22 protein-coding genes and 1 tRNA gene are annotated in these 22,277 nt (G+C 30.8%); 20 read left to right on the top strand and 3 right to left on the bottom strand.

What is annotated here, in order from left to right:
- Positions 1-72 precede the first annotated feature (72 nt).
- Positions 73-678 carry a CadD family cadmium resistance transporter gene (locus C5Q98_RS02685; protein ID WP_106012189.1) on the top strand — a complete coding sequence of 202 codons (606 nt, stop codon included), beginning with the start codon at positions 73-75 and terminating at the stop codon, positions 676-678.
- Between the two features lie 309 nt (positions 679-987).
- On the opposite strand, the gene C5Q98_RS02680 is transcribed toward C5Q98_RS02685, so the two are convergent.
- Positions 988-1,716 (bottom strand): YebC/PmpR family DNA-binding transcriptional regulator, encoded by a 729-nt coding sequence (locus tag C5Q98_RS02680; RefSeq protein WP_106012188.1) that lies wholly within the window; start codon positions 1,714-1,716, stop codon positions 988-990.
- A gap of 144 nt (positions 1,717-1,860) precedes the next feature.
- On the opposite strand from C5Q98_RS02680, the gene brnQ reads away from it, so the two are divergent.
- From brnQ to C5Q98_RS02640, 8 genes are all read left to right on the top strand, one after another.
- Positions 1,861-3,195 (top strand): branched-chain amino acid transport system II carrier protein, encoded by a 1,335-nt coding sequence (gene brnQ / locus C5Q98_RS02675; protein WP_106012187.1) that lies wholly within the window; start codon positions 1,861-1,863, stop codon positions 3,193-3,195.
- 34 nt (positions 3,196-3,229) lie between these two features.
- Positions 3,230-4,609, top strand: a complete 1,380-nt coding sequence (gene rlmD / locus C5Q98_RS02670) for a 23S rRNA (uracil(1939)-C(5))-methyltransferase RlmD (RefSeq protein WP_106012186.1) — start codon at positions 3,230-3,232, stop codon at positions 4,607-4,609.
- 231 nt (positions 4,610-4,840) lie between these two features.
- Positions 4,841-5,395 (top strand): hypothetical protein, encoded by a 555-nt coding sequence (locus tag C5Q98_RS02665; RefSeq protein WP_106012185.1) that lies wholly within the window; start codon positions 4,841-4,843, stop codon positions 5,393-5,395.
- A gap of 483 nt (positions 5,396-5,878) precedes the next feature.
- Positions 5,879-6,160, top strand: a complete 282-nt coding sequence (locus C5Q98_RS02660) for a hypothetical protein (protein ID WP_106012184.1) — start codon at positions 5,879-5,881, stop codon at positions 6,158-6,160.
- A 217-nt stretch (positions 6,161-6,377) separates the two neighbouring features.
- Complete coding sequence (locus tag C5Q98_RS02655; RefSeq protein WP_106012183.1) at positions 6,378-7,571, top strand: hypothetical protein; 1,194 nt, start codon at positions 6,378-6,380, stop codon at positions 7,569-7,571.
- A gap of 86 nt (positions 7,572-7,657) precedes the next feature.
- Complete coding sequence (locus tag C5Q98_RS02650) at positions 7,658-8,569, top strand: carotenoid biosynthesis protein (RefSeq protein WP_106012182.1); 912 nt, start codon at positions 7,658-7,660, stop codon at positions 8,567-8,569.
- 54 nt (positions 8,570-8,623) lie between these two features.
- The gene (locus tag C5Q98_RS02645) at positions 8,624-9,433 is read left to right on the top strand and encodes a molecular chaperone DnaJ (RefSeq protein ID WP_106012181.1); all 810 of its coding nucleotides are present in this window, start codon (positions 8,624-8,626) and stop codon (positions 9,431-9,433) included.
- A complete protein-coding gene (locus tag C5Q98_RS02640) occupies positions 9,426-9,827 on the top strand; it encodes an HIRAN domain-containing protein (RefSeq protein WP_106012180.1) in 402 nt (133 codons plus the stop codon). The genes C5Q98_RS02645 and C5Q98_RS02640 overlap by 8 nt, the downstream gene beginning before the upstream one ends.
- An 84-nt stretch (positions 9,828-9,911) precedes the next feature.
- Here C5Q98_RS02640 and C5Q98_RS02635 read toward each other — a convergent pair whose 3' ends face one another.
- Complete coding sequence (locus C5Q98_RS02635) at positions 9,912-10,865, bottom strand: hypothetical protein (RefSeq protein ID WP_106012179.1); 954 nt, start codon at positions 10,863-10,865, stop codon at positions 9,912-9,914.
- A 4-nt stretch (positions 10,866-10,869) separates the two neighbouring features.
- Positions 10,870-11,712, bottom strand: coding sequence for a hypothetical protein (locus C5Q98_RS02630; protein WP_106012178.1), 843 nt, complete (start codon positions 11,710-11,712; stop codon positions 10,870-10,872).
- Positions 11,713-12,026: 314 nt separating this feature from the next.
- Here C5Q98_RS02630 and C5Q98_RS02625 point away from each other — a divergent pair, with 314 nt between their 5' ends.
- The 11 genes from C5Q98_RS02625 to tsf all read left to right on the top strand — a co-directional run bounded on the left by C5Q98_RS02625 (position 12,027) and on the right by tsf (position 22,176).
- Positions 12,027-13,280 carry a hypothetical protein gene (locus C5Q98_RS02625; protein WP_106012177.1) on the top strand — a complete coding sequence of 418 codons (1,254 nt, stop codon included), beginning with the start codon at positions 12,027-12,029 and terminating at the stop codon, positions 13,278-13,280.
- A 189-nt stretch (positions 13,281-13,469) separates the two neighbouring features.
- Positions 13,470-13,937 (top strand): DUF2871 domain-containing protein, encoded by a 468-nt coding sequence (locus C5Q98_RS02620; protein WP_106012176.1) that lies wholly within the window; start codon positions 13,470-13,472, stop codon positions 13,935-13,937.
- A gap of 53 nt (positions 13,938-13,990) precedes the next feature.
- Entirely contained in the window at positions 13,991-14,608 is a 618-nt protein-coding gene (locus C5Q98_RS02615) for an FUSC family protein (RefSeq protein ID WP_106012175.1), read from the top strand.
- 224 nt (positions 14,609-14,832) lie between these two features.
- Positions 14,833-16,932 (top strand): copper-translocating P-type ATPase, encoded by a 2,100-nt coding sequence (locus tag C5Q98_RS02610; protein ID WP_106012174.1) that lies wholly within the window; start codon positions 14,833-14,835, stop codon positions 16,930-16,932.
- Between the two features lie 16 nt (positions 16,933-16,948).
- The gene (locus C5Q98_RS02605) at positions 16,949-17,389 is read left to right on the top strand and encodes a CopY/TcrY family copper transport repressor (protein ID WP_106012173.1); all 441 of its coding nucleotides are present in this window, start codon (positions 16,949-16,951) and stop codon (positions 17,387-17,389) included.
- A 98-nt stretch (positions 17,390-17,487) separates the two neighbouring features.
- A complete protein-coding gene (locus tag C5Q98_RS02600; RefSeq protein WP_106012172.1) occupies positions 17,488-18,843 on the top strand; it encodes an MATE family efflux transporter in 1,356 nt (451 codons plus the stop codon).
- 39 nt (positions 18,844-18,882) lie between these two features.
- A complete protein-coding gene (locus C5Q98_RS02595; RefSeq protein ID WP_106012171.1) occupies positions 18,883-19,875 on the top strand; it encodes a tRNA dihydrouridine synthase in 993 nt (330 codons plus the stop codon).
- Positions 19,876-19,926: 51 nt separating this feature from the next.
- Positions 19,927-20,017, top strand: a tRNA-Ser gene (locus C5Q98_RS02590).
- A gap of 172 nt (positions 20,018-20,189) precedes the next feature.
- Entirely contained in the window at positions 20,190-20,444 is a 255-nt protein-coding gene (locus tag C5Q98_RS02585) for a glutaredoxin domain-containing protein (protein WP_106012170.1), read from the top strand.
- A 198-nt stretch (positions 20,445-20,642) separates the two neighbouring features.
- On the top strand, positions 20,643-21,455 hold the full coding sequence (rpsB, locus tag C5Q98_RS02580; RefSeq protein ID WP_106012169.1) for a 30S ribosomal protein S2: 813 nt from the start codon (positions 20,643-20,645) through the stop codon (positions 21,453-21,455).
- Between the two features lie 64 nt (positions 21,456-21,519).
- Positions 21,520-22,176 carry a translation elongation factor Ts gene (gene tsf, locus C5Q98_RS02575; RefSeq protein WP_106012168.1) on the top strand — a complete coding sequence of 219 codons (657 nt, stop codon included), beginning with the start codon at positions 21,520-21,522 and terminating at the stop codon, positions 22,174-22,176.
- Positions 22,177-22,277 lie beyond the last annotated feature (101 nt).

Below are 22,277 nucleotides of genomic sequence, written 5' to 3'. Positions count from 1 at the left end.
TGCCAAGGCAGAATGTGTGTGCAGTCAATTTTTAATCGACTATAAGAATTAAATATTTTGAAAGGAGAAATAATGGAAACAATAGTATCTGCTTTATTAGTTTTTGTCTCTACATCAATTGATTACTTAATTATTTTGACTATTTTATTCGCCAGTCAAGGCAAGAAAGGCTTGAAATCAATTTATGCAGGACAGTATTTAGGTACAGGACTGCTTGTGCTGGTTAGTCTGATTACCGCTTACTTTTTAAATTTTATTCCAAAAGATTGGATTATCGGACTCCTTGGTCTAATTCCACTAGGTCTTGGTATAAGAGCATTTTTTGTGGATGAAGATATTGATGAAGAAGACATCGAGGGTAAAATTTCTGGAAATAGATCAAAAATTTTAGCATATACAAGCTTAACAATGGCAATGGGTGGAGATAATTTAGGAATTTATATTCCCTATTTTACAGGAAAAAGTTTGATTGAGATTAGTATAAGTTTAGTAATATTTGCGTTAGGGATTTTGATTCTATGCAAATTATCTCAAAAACTTGCCTCAATTTCTGCCATCGGAGAGATTGTAGAAAAATATGAAAAAATAATTGTACCGGTCGTGTTTATTGGACTTGGTCTATATATATTGATTGAAAATGGAACGATTAATTATTTCATATCCCTCTTCACAAATTAATAATCTATTTTTTAATTCAGACCTATTAAAGGAAACTTTAGTAGGTCTTTTATGTTACTTAAACTTCTCTTATCTGGGCTCTGGAATATTAGAAGCAGGTATTGTGTGGGGCGTTAAAATAATTGCTATTTTCTTTACTTTGAGTGACTTAAACATGAAAAACTTCAGAATTATTGATTAATTCAACTCATTTCCTTTCTAAAACGCTAGTAAACAAAATAAAACAGAAGGTATCAAAATATTTCAGATTTAAGATAACCTTCTGTTTTTTTATTTCAAATAATACTAAATTAAAAGTACGCTTATATCTTACTCAACTATATGAGCATTATGATAAATTTTATTAACATCATCGATATCATTTAAGGTATCAATCAATTTGTTGAAACTTTCTATATCTTCAGGGTCAGTTAAATCTACATACTCATTTGGAACCATAGCAGTTTCGCATTGATCAAATTCAACGTCTGGCACAATAGCTTCAATAGCGTCTTGTGCTTTACCAAAGTCAGAGAAAGCAGCTTTAACAAGCAATTTTCCATCTTCAACGCCGATATCTAATACATCAACATCGGCTTCTAAAAGATTTTCTAGCATTTTTTCTTCATTATCATAATCAAAAATGAAAAGACTAACTGATTCATAGTTGTATGAAACACTACCAGAGTTTGCCAATTTTGAATTCTTAGCTTTGTTAAAAGCAGTTTTAACAAAAGACATAGATCTGTTAGTATTGTCTGTTAAGCATTCAATAATTAGAGTACAGTTACCAGGACCGAAGCCTTCATATCTAACTTCAGTATAGTTTTCAATTTCTCCACCTTTAGCTTTTTGAATAGCTCTATTAATAACATCAGCAGGTACTTGGTTTGATTTAGCTTCTTGAACTTTGCGTTTCAAAGCTGGGTTCATCTCCGGATCAGGCTCACCATTCTTTGCCGCAATATAAATTTCTTTACCAAATCTTGAATATAGTTTTGTTTTAAAAGCTGCTGTTTTTGCCATTGATGCAGCACGGACTTCATGAGCTCTTCCCATAAATATATACCTTCTTTCATAATTTCTTTAAAACATGGTAAATGATAATCCTATTTGGCTTAATAGTAAAGAAAAACTTAATGCATAGATTCTATTTTATGTGTATTATATTCAAAATATTTTATGTTTTGGAGGTTAGTGTAAATGAGCGAAGGAAAAACAAAATCCTTAAGCAGGTCAGAATTTCTTCAAATAAGTATAATGCTATTTGGGTTATTCTTTGGGGCAGGAAACTTAATATTCCCTGCATTCTTGGGTAATAAGGCAGGAGAGAATACTACTATTGCGTTGATAGCATTCTCAGTTACAGCTATAGTTTTTCCAATTTTAGGGGTATATGCAGTAAGTAAATCAGAAGGGTTATTAAATTTAGCTAATAGAATTAATCCAATATTCTCTGTAATTTATACAACAGCAATATTTTTATCTATAGGTCCTGGTTTGGGTATTCCTAGAGCAGGAAGCATGCCTTTTGAATTGGCCGTAGCGCCTTATGTTCCTGAGAGTTTCAACATAACATTAGCGAGAATTATTTATACATCAGTATTTTTCATCTCAGCCTATCTGTTATCAATTAGACCTAGTAAATTAGTTAAGAGAATGGGCAAAATTCTTAGCCCAAGTTTAATAGTATTAATTATTCTATTATTCATATCTATCTATTTCAAAATCGATGCAAAAATTGCAGCACCTAAGTCAAATTACAGTGACAAAGCTTTTACCACCGGATTCTTAGAAGGCTATAACACAATGGATGCAATTGCTTCCTTAAACTTTGGTTTAGTTATAAGTCAGGCAATTCGTCAGTTTAAAGTAAACTCAGACAAAGCAGTCAAAAAATATAGCTTACAAGCAGGTCTTCTTGCAGGAGCTGTTTTATTCTTGATTTACTCAATATTAAGTTATATAGGTAAAGTAAGCTCAAGCATGATTGATAATCCGCATAATGGTGCTGTAGTTTTAAGTGAAATGAGTAATATCAGCCTAGGAAAATTCGGAGCTATACTATTGGCTGTAATCTTCACACTAGCATGTTTAACAACTTGTGTTGGTTTAATCACTAGTGGTGCTAATTATTTTGATCATTTAACAAAAGAAAAATTAGGATATTCAACCTGGGTTGTAATTTTGTCTTTAACTTCATTCATCACAGCTAACTTTGGTTTGGATATGATCTTAAAAGTTTCAGAGCCGGTTCTAACTATAATCTATCCAGTTTCTATACTCTTAATTATATTGGGTATTAGCCATGATTTGATAGGCTACTCAAGTTTAATATATAAAGTTTCTGCAGCTGTTGCAGTGGTATTACCTACAATTCACGTCCTTGGTAAGATGGGACTTAAGCTTCCTTTGCTAACACAACTAGAAGCAGGACTACCATTAGCCAAAAGTGGATTATCTTGGGTTTTACCTTGCTTAGTAGTAATTGTAATTTTGACAGTTATTGATAAAATCAAAGTTAGAAATAATAATTAGTAAATAATATTTAAGGTTTTCAGAAAGGTAGATCATGGCACTAGTTGAAGCAAGAATAATAAAAATGGAATTACCAAACTTTTCTATAGGAGAAGATGAGAATGGAACACTATACAAGTTTAAAGGTGGTGTTCTGGGCCAACTAGTACTATTGAGCACAAGTAAAAAGAAGGGTAAATACCGCAAAGCTAAATTACTTGAAATCTTAGAAAAATCTGAACTGGAAACCTTAGATAATGAATCTCAATTGAATTTAATGAGTGGTAATAGATTTGACAACATACCTTATGAAAAAGAGCTGGAAATCAAATCAGAAATGTTACAGGAACTCTATTCCCAAATCGATTGGCAAGAGAATATTAAATTAAATCCATCTCCATTAGTTGCCTCATACAGGAACAAAATGGAATACACCTTCGGAGATGAGTATATAGGTGGACCATTAATGCTAGGAATGCACAAAATTGGCCACTTCTATGAAATTACAGATTATTCTGGAGGAACAATTGTAAATTCAGGCTTTGACAAACTAAGAAGATTTACACAAGAATTTTTCAGAAATACAGATCTTAAACATCACCACAAGACAAAGCATGAAGGAGAGTTGAAGTTTTTTGTAATTAGATACTCATTTTACGAAAATGCATTCATGTTGAATTTGGTTACAAGTTCAAGTGATAAGGTGAGTGATAAGATCTTGTCAGATTATGTTAATAAAGTCTTGCAAGTTGATATCGATGGGGAGGTAGTCTCTATTTACCACACAATTTCCGATTCCATTGCTGATGCTATTAAGCCTGATGAGATTAATTTACTTTACGGAAAAGAAGATTTAACAGAAGAGATTAATGGATTGAAATTCAAAATTAGTCCATTTTCTTTCTTCCAACCAAACCCTCTCGGTGCTGAGAATTTGTACAACAAAGCACTTGAATTAGCAGATAATCTTGAGAATAAAACAGTCTTTGATCTCTATTCTGGTACAGGTACTATTTCTCAAATTTTCGCCAAGAAAGCCAAGTCCGTTGTTGGAGTAGAAATTGTTGAAGAGGCTGTTATTAAAGCTAGAGAGAATGCTGAACTAAATAACCTGAGCAATATTTATTTCAGAGCCAATGATGTTCTAGATGAGTTAGATAATTTAACTGATGCTCCTGACATTATTGTTCTCGATCCACCTAGGATGGGGATTCATGTTAGCGCGCTACCAAAGATTGCTGAACTAGGAGCAAATACCATAGTCTATATTTCATGTAACCCTGATACCCAAGTTGAAGATATCTTGTCTTTTAAAGAGTTTGGTTATAAGGTTCTTAGTATTGAAGCGTTTGACCAGTTTCCAAGGACTATGCACGTGGAGTGTGTGACGTTATTGTCCAAACTACAAACTGAACACCTTTTAGATATTGATTAGGTTGTAGCGAGCAGTCAAGATGGTGGGATAGAGCTAATAAATTTTGAAATACAAACATTACTTAGATTATTGAATCAATTCTTCTAGGCATTGTTAGTTAGATTGAATACTTTAAAAGTAAGTTTTAATATAAAAAATACGAAGGTATTGATAAGTCTTGAGAAAATAAAAATTAATTATTAGAAACAAAATAAATTAATTAAGGTAGCATAAATTTGTGGAGGTAAAAATATGTTGTATCATGTATCTAAAACAAGTGATTTAAAAATTATAGAACCTAGAAAATCTACACATAAAATTCCTTATGTTTATGCTATTGAAAATATTGATACAGCCCTATTATTTGGTGCTAAAAAAGATGATTTTGATTTTATATTAGATGAGATAGATGGCAAACCAGCTGTTTATGAATGCTATAAAGATGCCTTCAAAGAAATTTACAGTAATAAAAGTTGCTCAATATATGAGTTAGATGATGAAGGCTTTATGAAAGGCATGACAGGTTGGGAACCAGAATTAGTTTCAGAACATCAAACAGTAGTAGTTAGAGAAATAAAAATTGATAATTTATATGGTTATTTAATGGATGAAGTTAAAGCAGGTAATATTATTCTTAATCTTTATAAAAGTTCAAAAGAATATAAAAGTATGATTTCTAATCATATTCTTGATAGAATAGTTAGGTTTGAAGTTTTAGATGGGAAGATACCTGATAAATTAATTTCTAAATTTCCTAAGCTAATTAACCAACTAGAGAAAATAAATAATGGAGAATATCTTGACTAATAAAATCCAGTATATTTAACTGTCACGACCTATAGAATTTAATTTTAGTATATACGAGTCGGTATTAAGAGATAACACTCGTAAGTCGTTCAAAGAAAGATTTAAATTTTCTCGTTTTCAAAACACGTTTGGATATGTAAATGATAAATTAGTGGAAAAATATTACAAAGAAATTGAATTAATAATGGAGTTGAAATATCCATTTGTCGTAAACTTAGAATAGATTTAATAGTGTGGGGTATATAGAAAAACATAAAACTTAATATGTTTCTGAATACGTACTAGTATAAAAACCCCTATGATATGTTTGGGAAAACGAAAAATGGACTTTTTATCTATAGTGTCGACTCGAGACACGTGGAAGCAGTTGCATTACTAAGTAAAGAGAATGATTAATTGTTGTATAAAGTTAATTTCAACACCTTAATGCTTTATGGTGTCGCACTCAGATTAAAAACTGCTTAAAATAAGAAAGACAATAACATGTGGTTAATATTTGGATTAAGTGCAATTATCTTTACCGTTTTAAACATAATTTGGACATTTAATAATAGCAATAAGAAAGCTAAATGCTTTGGATTCATTAGTCTATCCTTAACAGCTTTGACTGTATGTGCATTTTATAGTGACGCTGCAATGAGAGTTGCCAAGGAAGATTGGGGCGGGCTTATGGATATAATGCCAACAATGAGTAAAGCATTATGGTTCTGTGTTATTTTATCTATTGTGATTAACTCTATTTCTCTTTTTAGAGATAAGGAGTAAGAATACGATTTAGGCTCAAGGTTTTCCGAAAAATATTTATTTTTTTATAAATGATTTTACTTATTTAACTCATCTTATTTTCATATTACTTTAAAACTTTTTTAGCAATTGCATGACATTTGCATGATATAATTACGATATAAATATACCTAATCGTCCTTAACTTATGAGAGTAAAATCTCTGAGATAATTATTAAATATGCTAAGGAAGTCAGATATGAAAAATCAAAAATCTTTTTTAGAAGAATTTAAGTCAATGCTTTTTGATTATAAAGTTATTTATATTTTTATAGCTTATATAATTATATCTTTGCTATCTAGCTTTATAATTGGATATAAACCGATTAAATCATATTACCGCATTAATGATGTTGAATATGCAGATTCTGTTGAAGAGTTGAAAGAACAATATTATGGTATGAATTACCAAGATATTCTTAAAGATATCAATAATAAAATTGTAGAGATCAAAGGATACGAGGATAATGATCTGCTGGAAGCTCTGCAAAAATATATTACTCTTTCAACTGAGTTACAGGGCTTACTTATGAGCAATACTCAAGATGAACAAAAATTAAATGAATTAAGAACACAAGTAGAAGAATCTCGTAAAGAGTATTTTGCTATTTTGAATAAAATTAACGAAGATTTACCGGCAGAAAAGCAAAAAGAAATTAACACTTTAGATGCACTTACACATGCTGTTTCTAATCAAATTGAAGACAGTAGATCGGACACTTGCTATGATTTAAGGAAAGAAGGATTATTACTAGGTATAGGAGGATATTTTGGTAAAAATATTCATTTCATAGCATGGTTTAATGCACTCTTACTAGAATTATTCTTAGGCGCAATTGCATATTTCTATGTTAGGAAAAGAAAAACTAATAGTTCAAATAATGAAGAACAAAACTCACATGACGAAAGCAAAAAATATATCTTGTTATCATTTATATCAATCTCATTATTAATGGCTATATTTATGTTTATCAAACACTTCATAATAGTTAACTTGAGCTTACCTGGTGAAATTAAAAATGTTTATCTCGAGCCCCTTGTTAATAGTTCTGGCAACTTTACAATTATGAATCAATTAACCTTAACCCTTGTATTATCTATTCTTTATTACATTGCAAGGCCTGTTATATATGCTAAAAGAGTTGAAGTTATAAGTTTTCAAAAATCTTTGATTTACTTTATAATTTTCAATCTAATTATGTATCTATTCTATTTCAATGTAAACAATGTTGGATTTGTTGCTTTAACAGGACCAGCTACTTTATCTACATTTGATAAAGGTTCCATTACATTAACATTATTAATTACAATAACAATATCTTCCTATATATCTTATATTTCAGGTAAAAGATTTATTGACAGAAGAAAGAACAGCAAAGCTTCCCAAAATTAAGATAAGACTTTTAATCACATAATTTTAATAGAGATAGAGTAGAGAGGATAATAAGCTACAAGTGAGATAGGATCTAGGAGCACAGTATGAACTGGATAAATAGTTTTGAAATAATATGTTATTTTATCGTTTCTATCTTGCTTATAGATATTCTTAAGAACAAAAAATATCGAGAATTAGGTCTGCTAATTTCTGGAGCTTTGGCAGGATTTGCTTTAGAACTTTTGGCCGTTAGACTTACAGATATTTACTATTACAGTGATGACTTTTTTATAAGCATTGGTGTTGCTCCATATCAATTCCCATTCTTTGGTGGCCTCATGTGGGGTGGAATAACCGTCTGTGCTTTGAGAATAGCTAAGAAATTTAGACTAAGCAATATAATGACAGCCTTAGTATCCGGATGGCTAATAGTCAGCATGGATTTACTTCTCGATGTGATTGCGATTAGATTAGATGGTGGTTTCTGGGTATGGGACGGTCGTCCAATTAATTTAGATATCAATCACCATATGTTCATGAGCGTAATCTGGGTAAACTTTTTGGGTTATATGTTTGAAGTGCCTGCAATAGTTTATATGACTTTAAGAAGCTGCGAAAAAGATAAAACTAAAACAAGATTGAACGTCATAAGATCAATACTGATAGGACTTGGTGGTGTAGCTTTTGTAGGAATCTGTAGTTATATTTCTTTATTCTTAAATGAAATTACTGATGAGTGGTTTGCCTTTGTTGCTTTTGTAACATTGTGGATTTTTGTATTACTAAAACTTGTATTAAGCTTAATCAATCAAAGAAAACACATTATTATAAGTCAGAAGAAGGACTGGACTATTATTATATTTTGGTTTGCTATGTACGCTTATTGTATAGCTGGTTTATTTAAACTAGGGATTATGCAAGCAGTACCTTTATATGGCGCTTTTGCTATTCTATTATTTGTAATGACAATGTCCTTGACGATTGTTGATGTAAGGAAAGGTCACAAAAGAGGATAGTTATGATTTTATTTCGAATTATATAATTAATTTATATTGAGTTTGGAGGCTGTCATGGGTCAAATTATTGAGTTTCAAGAGTATAAAAAAGCCAAGGATAGAATTAAAGAATTGAAAAATGTTCTAGAAGAATTAATATTTGAAAGAGACCATCTTAAATTCGTAGTCTGTGAAAATTTAAAAGCTGAATATTTGCTTAAGTTTGGCAGCCTCGAATATAGAATATACAAAGCATATTGCGAATATCTACGTTTGCGTAGAAAAAGAGAATTAATTCAAGCAAAGAAGAATCGTCAAGAAAAAATAGAAATGGATGAAATTGAAAACCAACTTGATGAAGAATTTGTTGAATATAAAAAGAAGTTAAATGAAAAGATTAATGAAATGAATGATGCCTTAAAACGAGCTGAGTTAGAGGCCTTATCTGATGAAGATTCTAAGACTATAAAAAAGCTATACAAAGGAATTGTTAAAATAATACACCCAGATATTAATCCCTCAATTACTGAAGAACAACAGGAACTATTTTATAAGGCTACTGAAGCATATGAACATGGAGATTTAACTACCATACAGATAATAAACGATATAGTCACCAGTGGAAGTATTGATGATTTGGATTCCATACCTACAAACAAATTGAAAGATGAGGTAAAAAGACTAGAAGATTTGGTAGAAGAAATTAAAACAAACATTGAATTGGTTAAATCGACCCCTCCATACACTTGGAAACCTTTACTAGAAGATGATGATAAAAGAACCAATAAAAAGAATGAATTGGAAGATATTTTAGGCAGCTATGAAGAAGCCGTAAAGACACAAGAAGAATATATAAATGATTTGTTAGGTAGGAAACATGAATGAATTAGTAAAAAAAGAGCAAGAGAATTTAATAGAGTATTTGATAAACCAAAAAACTGGATTAGATTTACCAAAACCTTATGAAAGAGATATTTATCTTTTTGATAGTCATGTAGCAGGGACAAGTTTTATTGAGAATATTGAATCTGTAGTAGAGAAATTAAAGGAAGATGACCGACTGGTTTTTTATCGTGAACCAGACAATGAAATTGATCCACAAGCTATTCGTATAGAAACTTTAGCACAAGAAAAAATCGGTTATGTTCCACGACAAGACAATATTATTTTTTCTAGACTAATGGATGCAGGAAAAGTTCTTTTTGCTAGAGTGGTTGAAAAAGAATTACTAGGTAAGTGGCATAAAATAAACATAAAAATATACCTGCATGAAAGTTAGATAAAAGTTTGTTTTATAATAATTAGATACAGTACAAAAATAAAATCCCTTTCATATTACGAGAGGGATTTTGTTAATCTTTAATTATATTTTAAATTCTTCAAGAAATTTAATCATAAATATATCAGTATTGCTAGGGAGGTAGAGGACCTCGACTAATCCTAATTTAACTTGATGCATTTCAGTTAAAGAAACAACTATCTTAATTTCTTTAGTTAAAGTATTCCCACTATCATCCATAAAACTGATTTTAAATCTCAATTGAGGTTGTTCATTAATATAAACACCAGTTTGAGCATAACTTAGGATTTTCCCTTCAGTGGATTTACCACGTAATAAGAGTTCCCCGAAATCTTTTCTCGAATTAGAAGATGAATTCTCATGGTATTGACTTATTATATCTTGTTCGACGGTTGATGGAAGAATACTTTTTAAGATAAAAATCCCTGAAAGAGGAGCCCATAACCAGGAGGTGAATGGATTTAGAAATCTCCATCCATATCCGTCATTTTGGAAATAATAAGTGACTAGGAAAAGGACTATCATATATATGATATTAAAAAATAGCCATACCCAAGCCCAAGGCCTAGATTTCGTAATATATTCTCCTTCTCCAAATGTGAATGCAGGATCAGAGCCTGTCTGATTTAATTTCAATTCTACAGTTTTACCTGCTTCAAATCTTTTTTCATATTCTTTAGAATCTACAAGCTGAATATTTGCTTTTATTTGACTACCGGCGAGATTTGTAAATATAATTAATAAATTTTTCAAAGGATATCCATCTTGACTACCAATATTTTGACTATCCAATATTTCAGCTTGAGTTAGTTTTCCTGTATCTCGAACTCTTTGATGGTTTCTTGCCATTTTCTTAGGATTTGTTATAAATTTTGAAATCAAATAAGATTGTATTGACCAAAAAACTATTCCTACGACTAAGAGAATTGTTGCAATTATAGGAGTTGTTCTAATGCTTGGAACTGAAATAAAGAATATTGGAAAAACGTACATAAAAAACAATATTAAAACCAACATAATGTTAAGCCCTATCTTTCTCGATTAGATTGCCATCTTTATCAAAAGTCAAATTATAATCTTCTCTTATGCCTTTAACCTTTGTTTTAAAAATTATATCTTCTCCATCTAAGTGAGTACTTATGCTGTCAATTCCAAGGTCCTGATTCATAATATTATATTCTCTATAATCACCCATTTCTTTTAAGACTTCTTTTCCTGTATCTATAATTTTTTCAAAAGCATCATAATTTATATCTGAAAATAAAAGTGAATCTTTCATAGGATCAGTATCAGCAGAAAGTTTTTCAGGATTTACAATCCAATTTCCTATGCTTAAATTATAATAATATAAATCAACCTGCTCAGGATTGTTAGGATTTACAATATAAATATATATACTAGTATCATGAATTCTAAATCTTGTTTGATAAATATAAAAATCTCTAGTACCGACTAATTCAAACAATTTCTCCATTACTTCATCTCGCTTTTTAGTATTTAATAAAAAATTATTTTGGTCGTATTCTTTAGCGATTTCTAGTACTTCTTCTTTTGATAAATAACGATGAATATCATTTTCTGTAAGATATCTTCTAAAATGACTTTTTAGAGAAGTAGGGAATTTATACCCCATTTTTTTCTCAGCATCTTTAAAGATATCTGTAATAAATACTCTCTCATTACTCTTATCTATAAAGACATCTTTTAAATAATTTAAAAAATTTTTATCATCATTATCTTCATCAGAAATTGCTTTTTGTGGCAGGGTAGAAAAGGTATCATCTACAGCTTTTTCAATATACTGACAAGATGATATAAATACAGTTATACCCACAAGTAGTATCAAACAAAAATTCTTTTTCATTTTCTCTCCTTAAAATCAAGTGTTTGTTTAATAATTAAATCTTTTGCGAATATTACTTTTAATACTTTTCCGAGTAAGTATTTTTTCTGTACACTGTACAGAAAGTACAGTTTGTATTTATTATTGAAACTTATACATATTTTCATTATATTCAAAATCAGTTTTAATAGGGTAAAAATGAGATTAAGAAAATGTAAGAAATACGTAATTTTTACATAATTCCAACACAATTTTAATATAGGTATTTTTTCATATTGTTATAATAATTTTACAAAACTTTTTTTGTAAAAAAACAAAAGGTTAAAGGTGTAAATATGAAAGAAACTAAATTAAAAAGTCTGGCAATTTTTCTTGCTTTAATTTTTGTCCTAGTAGGATGTCAAGGGAAAAATAATCCTGACTCTAAGCAAACAAGTAATCAAGAAACACAAAGTTCTACTGAAGAACCAAGTAAAGAAACTGCAAATACTGATACTCAAGAGTCTACTAATGAATCTAGTGAGAACAGTAATGACAAAGAACAAGATGATGAAACATCAAAAAATATAATTACAAACATAGCTAATTTATTTGAAAAATACAATTCAGATCTAAATTATAAAAATAGTAGTTTAGTCGTAGAAGAGCCACAGGATATTAATCAAGTTTTTAGTAGACCTAATGGAGTAGAAGTAGCTCATTCTAAGTTTGTTGACAATAAATTTAACATATCCTATACAAACAATTTAGAAAATAGCGAAAGTGCATTTGAAAACTACGTAAATAAATTAGCTGATATTATAAAAGGTGCAACAAATATTGATCCTGATGATTTCCGTAATAAAGCTATCGCTGAATTTAAGAATTCAAAAGATTTAAATAACGGAATTTTCCAATATGAGCAAAATCTTGAAACCTTCTTTTCTACAGGTGTACAGTGGGGTACTTTAGACGATAAAGAACTTCTTGTAATCGGAAATGTAACTTCTGTAGAAAAAAATAATGAATATAAAGATGCATATATAGAGTTAGCATCTGAATATTTAAATAAAGGAAAAGAATTAGTCGATCAAGATAAAAGCTTGACCTATTACATTTACCAAATGAGTACTGGTTTGGATATGTTTGATGTAGAATTAGATTCATCACAAGGCAGTGAATCCAACAATGATAATCTAGATGGACTTAACAACGGAAGTTTCGAACCTGGAGTTATAAAAACTTATATGGTATCAACTTTATCAGATACTGAATTATTCGGTAAAAATAAAGATGAAGTATATAAAACCACTATTAGATTAAATGGTGCTTATGAGTTAGATTTAAATGATTTCTATAATGAATTTGATAAATCTACTACAAAATTACCTGATGAAGTTAAATCAAAACTTGGTGATATGAAAGCATTAATGAAGAAACAATATGAAACAAAAACTGATATAGAAACTTCACAAGAAAACATGTTGGAAGGTAAAGGTTTCGTATTTATGGCAACAACAAATGTATTTGCACCAACAGATATGGATACTTATCTAGTTATATATACTGACAAAGACGGTAATCTAATAGATCAACCAATCGCTAAATAAGTTTATTGCTAGATTAAAAATCTAATTAATAATTGAGTCAAAAGACCAGAGACAAATAAAATATTTGCCTCTGGTTTTTCTTTTTGCTTTTTAATAAATATTTTTATTATATTAATTTACTCTTTTGTTTAAATACAGCATAATAAATATATATCTTAAATTACTTAAAAGAGAGAAGGTGCATTTGCTATGAGAAAATATTTAAATTATGCAAGATTATACGCAATCGCAGCAATGATAGCTGGTGTATTTTACCGTGAATTTACTAAATGGAATGGTTTCGAAGGTGAGACTATGCTAGGAAAGGTACATGGTCATTTATTTTTCTTAGGGATGCTTGTTTTCATTATAGTTGCGCTCTTTGAAAGATTTGGAAATTTAGACCAATACCCATCATTTAAGAAATTCAAGATAACTTATAATATTGGATTACCTTTTACAGCAATTATGATGATGGTAAGGGGTATAACAGAAGTCCTGAATATTAGTTTAACTAAAGGTATGGATTATACAATTTCAGGCTTAGCAGGTATTGCTCATATACTAACTGGTGTTGGATTAATTTTCCTTTTGAGTACTTTACAAAAATGTGCAAGTGATATTGATAAGAGAAAAGTTGAAACTAAAGCTATGCCAAATAACGCCAAGATCATTTAAATAAAATAAGTCCTAGCTGACATCCAATTCTGGTGATAAAAAATGGAGAAGATATGGACCAAAAAACTGAACTAACATTTATAGAAAAAATTAAATATCAAGCTATACTACTTATTCCTGGTATGAGAATTCTAAAAACAGCATTGGGATTATTTATTATTTCCTTGATTTTTTCCTTAACCCCATTATCTAGAAATAATATAACTCACGCTGCTATTGCTGTAGTTGTTGGAATGCAAGTTGATTTTAAATCCTCATTACAGAAATCTTTAAGTAGAATAAAAGGTACTTTTATAGCAGGTGTCTATGCGTATTTGACTATAAGTTTACTTATTCATTTCAACATAGAGAAAACATCAATTATATATATTTTCCTTATAAGTTTACTTTGCATACCTTTGATCAAGTTATTACTATTTCTAAGGAGTAAAAGTTCTGTACTAATTGCTTGCATTGTATATGTGCTAATCACTCTAGGATCAGCATATGAAAATCCAGCTGAATATGCATTTTTTAGAACTATAGATACAGTTATTGGACTAAGTCTGGCATTGTTTATAAATTGGTTACCTTTTTTAAATACCTTAGGAAAGAAGATAGACAATTTAAAAAATAAAGCTGAAAGAGCATTAAAAATCGAATTATCTTCAAATGAATTTGACAATATATAAGAGCAGTATTAGTTAGAGTAAGCTCAAAATTAAACTGCCCCCAAAAGCTATGTGACCCTTTTACTTGGACTTAAAAGTCAAGTAAAAGGGTCATTTTTTAGTTAAGTTTCACTGCTTAATCAACAAAAGTTCCAAATAAAATGTGTATCACTCGTTACGTTTACACTTGTAAACGTTTTGTAGAATACTAGCAGAATTAATAAAAAAGGTAAGGTAAATATAAAATGAAACACTTTTCTAATACTCAAGAAGACACTGCAAAGCACGCTAACGCTAAGCACAATGAGCATATTAATCATGATCATCATGCGAATCATACAGATCACGATCAACATAACCATCACAACCACCACAACCACCACGATCACCATGATCACCATGACCACAGCCACCACGGAAATTTTAAACAATTATTCCTAATTTCACTTATTCCAGGAATTTTATTAATGCTTATTTCTCCAATGATGGGGATGAAATTACCATTTCAGCTTACCTTCCCATATTCAGATATATTAGCAATTGTACTCGCTACATTACTCTTATTTATAGGGGGCAAGCCATTTTTTAGTGGTTTAATTTCTGAGTTTAAGCAAAAATTTCCAGGCATGATGTCCTTAGTTTCACTCGGACTATCTGTGTCTTATATATACAGCGTGTTTGCTGTTATTCTTCGTTACACTTCAAATGTTGAAGTTATGGATTTTTTCTTTGAATTTGCTTCACTAATATTAATTATGTTATTAGGACACTGGTTGGAAATGAAAGCTGTAGGAAAAGCTGGAAATGCTGAAGATTCTCTGTTAGAACTTTTACCAAAATCTGCACGTTTAGTTCAAAATGATAATACTATCAAAAAAATTAATATTTCAGATATTCAAGTTGGCGATATACTTGAAGTGCAATCTGGAGAAGGGATTCCAGCCGATGCAAAAATTATTGAAGGTGAGACCAGAATCAACGAAGCTTTATTAACTGGTGAAAGCAAATCAGTTTATAAGACTATAGGAGACCAAGTCATTGCTGGATCAACTAATGGTGATAATAGGATAAAAATTCAAGTTAATTCAGAACAAGATAAATCTTATATTTATCAGATCAAAAATCTATTAAAAGAAGCCCAAAAACAAGGCTCTCGCGGTGAAAATTCAGCCAATAAAATTTCAGGATATTTATTCTACATATCTATTTTTGCTGCATCGGTTTCATTAATTGCATGGAGTTTTGTTGCTGATTTTCCTACAGGTATTATGTACATGGTAACAACCTTAGTTATTGCATGCCCACATGCCTTAGGCTTGGCTATACCACTTGTAATGGCTAAATCTTCTTCATTAGGTGCTAAGCATGGTATTTTACTAAAAAATAGAGAAGCTTATAATATCGCCGAAAAATCAAACGTTATAGTCCTAGACAAAACAGGAACTCTAACCGATGGTAAGTTCAAAATAATGGACTTAGAAATTCTAAATGATAATTATAACGAAACAGAAATATATGGTTTATTAGCAGGTATTGAGTCTGGATCTAGTCACCCCATTGCTCAAGCTATAATTAAATATGCAGAAGATAATAATATTAAGGTAGCTCAATTCGACTCAAGTGAAATCATTAAAGGTAAGGGAGTTACTGGTAAATATAAGAACTCAAACTACGAATTAATAAGTTTAAACTCTTTCAAAGATAATTTATATGATGAGAGTTTAGAGTTAAGCAACGATGAAGCGTATACAAGCTCTGTTTTGACCAAAGACAACGAGGCGATTGCAATTATCTCTCTTGGTGATCAAATTAAAGAAAGCTCATACTCTTTAATTAAAAGCCTTAAAGAAAATGATCTAGAGATTATTATGGCTACTGGTGATAATGAGGCTGTTGCTAAATCAGTAGCAGATAAATTAGGTATTAAGTACCTAGCTCAACAAACTCCTGAAGATAAATATGCATTAATTCAGAAACTTCAATCTGAGGGCAAGAAGGTTATTATGTTAGGAGATGGTGTCAATGATGCCCCAGCGTTAAAGTTAGCTGACCTTGGTGTAGCAATTGGCACTGGTACTAAAGTTGCACTTGACTCAGCTGATGTTATCCTACTAAACTCAGAGCCTAATGATCTTGAATCATTTATTAAACTTTCTCATAATACTCAGAGAAAAGTTAAGCAAAATCTATTCTGGGGAGCTGGATATAATTTCATAGCAATACCACTAGCAGCCGGAGCTTTAGCCTGGGCAGGAATTACTATAACCCCAGCAATAGGTGCAATATTAATGTCTTTATCAACTATAATAGTAGCTATTAACGCTATGAGCTTAGATTTAGAATAAAATTGGAGTATTATCAATGGATACAAACTTAAATAAAATTGAAAGTAATATGTCAGAGGCAGAATGGCAAGTCATGCGAGTTATTTGGGCTCACGAGGGTTTATCAAGTTCTCAAATAATACAGAACTTATCACCTGATTTTGATTGGAAACCTGCTACTATCAAAACTCTTTTAAATAGGCTATTAAATAAATCCTATCTCAGAGTAGAAGCAGAGGGAAATAAGTATCTTTATTTTTCAAATATATCTGAACCTACTCACTTAGCAAATGAGTTAATTTCAATATTCAACAATGCATGTACAAAGAAATACGGAGATTTACTAAATAATCTTCTAAACAATATTGAATTATCAAAAACGGATATAGCAGAATTAATCAAAACATTAGAAGCAAAAGCAATATCTGCACCTGAGGAAATTATTTGCCAATGTAATCCAGGGCAATGTAATTGTTAAAATGACTCTCAATATTTTTTAATCTCTGCTAGAATGTATCTCGATTTTGTTTTTATCCGAGTAAAAAATAAAAAAGAAAAGGGAAAATTAGGGAAGACATGCAAACCAAAAATATGACCAAGGGCAATGTCCTAGAATTATTATTAAAATTTGCTATACCTTTATTCATAGGTAATATATTTCAGCAGTTATATTCCATATTTGACACAGTTGTATTGGGTTACTCAATTGGTGATCATGCAATTGCTTCGGTTGGAGCCACCTCAGCTTTAGCTGGATTGATTATTAATTTCTCTATTGGTTTAAACAATGGATTTGCAATCAATATTGCCAATAATTTCGGTTCCGATAACTTAGAACAACTTAGAAAAAGTATAGCTTCAACTATTTCTCTTAACCTTATTATTACCTTGGTAATATCAGTATTATCATCAGTTTTTATGAAACCAATACTAAAAATGATGAATGTTCCTGAGGCTATTTTTGATGATGCATATATTTATATTATTATACTTACAATAGGTATGATAACCACAATTATGTATAACATGTTTGCCGGAATTATGAGAGCTTTTGGTAATTCTAAGTCACCACTATTCTATTTAATTATTTCTACAATATTAAATATCATTCTAAACTTACTGTTTGTTGTAGTTTTTAAATGGGGCATAGCTGGTGCAGCTATTGCAACTGTAGTTTCTCAAGGTATTTCAGCGGTTCTTGCTGGAATTAATGTATATAGAAGCTATAGAGTCTATTTACCTTACAAAGAAGATTGGAAATTTGAAGCTGCAACTATAAAAGAACTACTGTCTAGTGGTTTTGCTATGGCACTAATGTTTAGCTTTATTGATCTTGGTTCTGTAATTTATTCAAGTGCTGTCAATAATCTAGGTGATGTAATTATTACAGCTCATGCAGCCTCTAGAAGAATTATTATCATGTTTGTTATGGTTATATCATCCATTGCAACTGCTAACTCAACTTTCATCAGCCAAAACTGGGGAGCAGGTAGAATGGACCGAATTGAAGAAGGTAATAGAAAATCTCTATATCTAGGATTTATTTGGTCTGCATTTACATTACTTGTTGCAATTTTCTTTGGTAAGCAATTTGTTGTCTTAATAACAGATACATCTAATCCAGAAATCATTAATGTAGCATCATTTAATTTCCTAACACACGCAAGCTGTTTTGTACCATTAACAATATTTATAATTTATAGAACTGCGTTACAAGGTGTAGGAAAAAGAGCTGCTGCATTAGTTTCAAGTGGCATCGAGTTAGCTTTCAAGATAGTATCTGGGTTTATACTTATACCTAGTTTTGGTTATAATGTTGTGTATTTCACAGAACCAGTAATATGGATAGCATGCACCATTTACTTGATCACTTACAGCAGAACTAAGAAACCACTTTCTGTAGATAATAGGACAGTAGAAACTAATAACTAATAAGTTAATGATGATCACATACAATTTTAAGGAAAAAATATGAACGATAATTTTTGGAAAAATTTACCTAAACCTTTTTTTGTACTTGCACCTATGGAAGATGTTACTGATTCAGTTTTTCGTCATGTAATTGCAAAAGCTGCTAGACCAGATGTTTTTTTTACTGAATTTACAAACAGCTTAAGTTACGTGCATTCTGAGGGTAGAGATAGCTTAAACGGTAGATTGTTCTATACAGATGATGAGCAGCCTATGGTAGCACATGTTTGGGGTGATAATCCAGACACTTACTCAGCTATGAGTATTGGTATGGCCGAAAGAGGATTCAAAGGCTTCGATATTAACATGGGTTGTCCTGCTAAAAATGTAGTAAAAAACGGTAGAGGTGCAGGCTTAATTAAGAGACCAGATGAAGCTGCTGAAATTATTCAAGCTTCAAAAATCTCAGGTCTGCCAGTTAGTGTAAAAACTAGACTCGGATATTCTAAAATTTCTGAATGGAAACCATGGTTAAGTCATATCCTTGAACAAGATATTGCTAATCTAGCAATACACTTAAGAACTAAAAAGGAAATGAGTAAAGTTCCTGCTCATTGGGAATTAATACCTGAAATAATAAAGCTCAGAGATGAAATTGCTCCTAAAACACTAATTACTATAAATGGTGATATCCCTGATTACAAAACAGGAATGGAACTTTACCAAAAGTATGGTGTTGACGGTATCATGATTGGTAGAGGTGTATTTAAGAATCCTTTTGCTTTTGATACTGAGGGCAGAGAAAGATCCTACCAAGAATATATCGATCTTTTGTATTACCACTTGGACACTTATGATAAGTTAACTTTGGAAGAGCAACAACTAAGTAAAATTTTGAATAGGTTTTATAAGATCTATATTAAAGAATTTAAGGGTGCTAGTGACCTTCGAGTTGCTTTAATGGACACTAAAGATACTGCATCAGCTAGAGATGTTCTAGAAGACTTTTTTGCGAAAAATCCTCATGTGCTAGAAGCTGAAGATGAAGTATAATTGACTATAAATTTTTACTGTGATAAGATTCTTGCACAATAATTAGGTTTTGGAGAGTTGGCTGAGTGGCTTAAGGCGCACGACTGGAACTCGTGTAAACGTTAGTAGCGTTTCGAGGGTTCAAATCCCTTGCTCTCCGCCATTGTTAAAGCTAGTAGTTTTTTACTAGCTTTTTTATTTTCAGCAAAATCCATTACTAAAACACAAAAGATTCGCAAAAGATTAATATTTTACTTTATCCAAGATACATTATTAAAAATTATTAATGATAAAATTCTAAATATAAAATAAATTTTTACAAAGGAGAAAGAAATATGATTATTTATGGAACTCAAGATTGTTCAAATTGTATAAGCGCGAAAGAAGAATTAGATTCATTAGGTATTACTTATGAGTTTTTAGATCTAGCTAAAACAAAGAATCTAAAGGAATTTCTTAAATTGAGAGATAGTATGGATATCTATAAGCCAGTTAAAGAACGTGGTGCAGTAGGTATCCCAACATTCATCTTGGATGATGAAAGCATTACTATAAACTTTGATGAAGTTAAAGAATTCTATGGTGCTTAATCCAATTTATTTTTATAAAATATCAATTTTATATCAGAAGAAAACTACTCAAATTAGCATAATAATAGGCTTGCTATAAGTTTTCTTCTGTGATATCATGCTTAGCGATTATTACACACATAGTCTGTTGTCCTGTGCGTAAATTTAAAACGTAATATTTTTTTACAGACTATGGAGGCATAACAGGAGGTAGAGAATATGTCAGTTATATCAATGAAACAATTGTTGGAAGCTGGTGTACATTTTGGACACCAAACAAAAAGATGGAATCCTTTGATGAAACCATACATCTATACAGAGCGTAATGGTATTCACATCATCGATTTAGAGAAATCCATCAAGATGGTAGAAGAAGCATATGATTATGTACGTTCTATCGCAGAAAACAATGGAAAAATCCTATTTGTAGGTACAAAGAAACAAGCTCAAGACGCAATTCGTGAAGAAGCTGAAAGATGTGGTCAATACTACATTAACAACCGTTGGTTGGGTGGTACTTTAACAAACTACACAACAATCAAAAAGAGAATTGCACGTCTTAAAGAATTAGAGCAAATGGAAGAAGATGGTACATTTGATCTTCTACCAAAGAAAGAAGTTTCAGGTCTATTACTAGAACGTGAAAAACTAGAGAAAAACTTAGGTGGTATCAAAGACATGAATGGTCTACCAGATGCATTATTCATCGTAGATACAGAACATGAAGATATCGCAGTAAAAGAAGCTCAAAAACTAAATATCCCTATCATTGCAATTGTAGATACAAACTGTAACCCTGAAGTTACAGATTACGTTATCCCAGGAAACGATGATGCAATTCGTGCTATTAAATTAATCGCTGGTGTAATGGCTAACGCAGTTATCGAAGGTAGACAAGGTTTCCAAGATAATGAAGAAGCAATCGCTGATGAAGAATTAATGGCTAACGAAGGTGATGATTCAGAAGATTTTGAAGATTACGAAGATGAAGAAGAATACGAAGATGATGAGTATTCTGATGATGAAGAATAATTTTCGTAAAATCTAAGATTCATTTAAAAGTTAAACTAAAAATTACTATACATAGGAGGTATATATGGCAGAGATTACAGCAAAATTAGTAAAAGAATTACGTGACCGTACTGGTTCAGGTATGATGGACAGCAAGAAAGCTTTGGTAGAAACTAATGGTGATATCGAAGCAGCAGAAATTTGGCTAAGAGAGAATGGTATTCTTAAAGCAGCTAAAAAATCTTCAAGAGTTGCAGCAGAAGGTGTAATAGATGCTTACATCCACGCTGGTGGTAAAGTTGGTGTTCTTGTTGAAGTAAACTCAGAGACAGACTTCGTTGCTAAAAATGAAAGCTTCCTCGACTTCGTACACAATGTTACTCTACAAATTGCTGCTATGAATCCAAAATGGGTAAGCAGAGAAGAAGTTCCAGCAGAAGTACTAGAACAAGAAAGAGAAATTACAAGAGCTGAAGCTTTGAATGAAGGTAAACCTGAAAAAGTTGTAGATAAAATTGTTGAAGGTAGACTAGAAAAATTCTACGCAACAAATTGCTTATTAGAGCAAGCTTATGTAAAAGACGAAGACAAAACAATCCAAGACCTATTAACAGAAAAAATTGCTGAAATTGGTGAAAATATAGTTATCAGAAGATTTACTAGATACCAATTAGGTGAAGGTATTGAGAAAGAAGAAGTTGACTTTGCAGCAGAAGTTGCACAACAATTAGGCAATAAGTAGTTAGTAAAATTTAATTATCAAGACATCTCTTACAAAAAGAGATGTCTTTTTTTGTGCAAATTTTTCTAATTTTAAAATAAACAATTAACAGATATTTTGAG

This window comes from Fastidiosipila sanguinis (genome assembly GCF_002998295.1).
GTDB lineage: Bacteria > Bacillota > Clostridia > Saccharofermentanales > Fastidiosipilaceae > Fastidiosipila > Fastidiosipila sanguinis.
The sequence above is the reverse complement of the archived record's forward strand: the minus strand, read 5'-3'. Positions and strand labels throughout refer to the sequence as shown.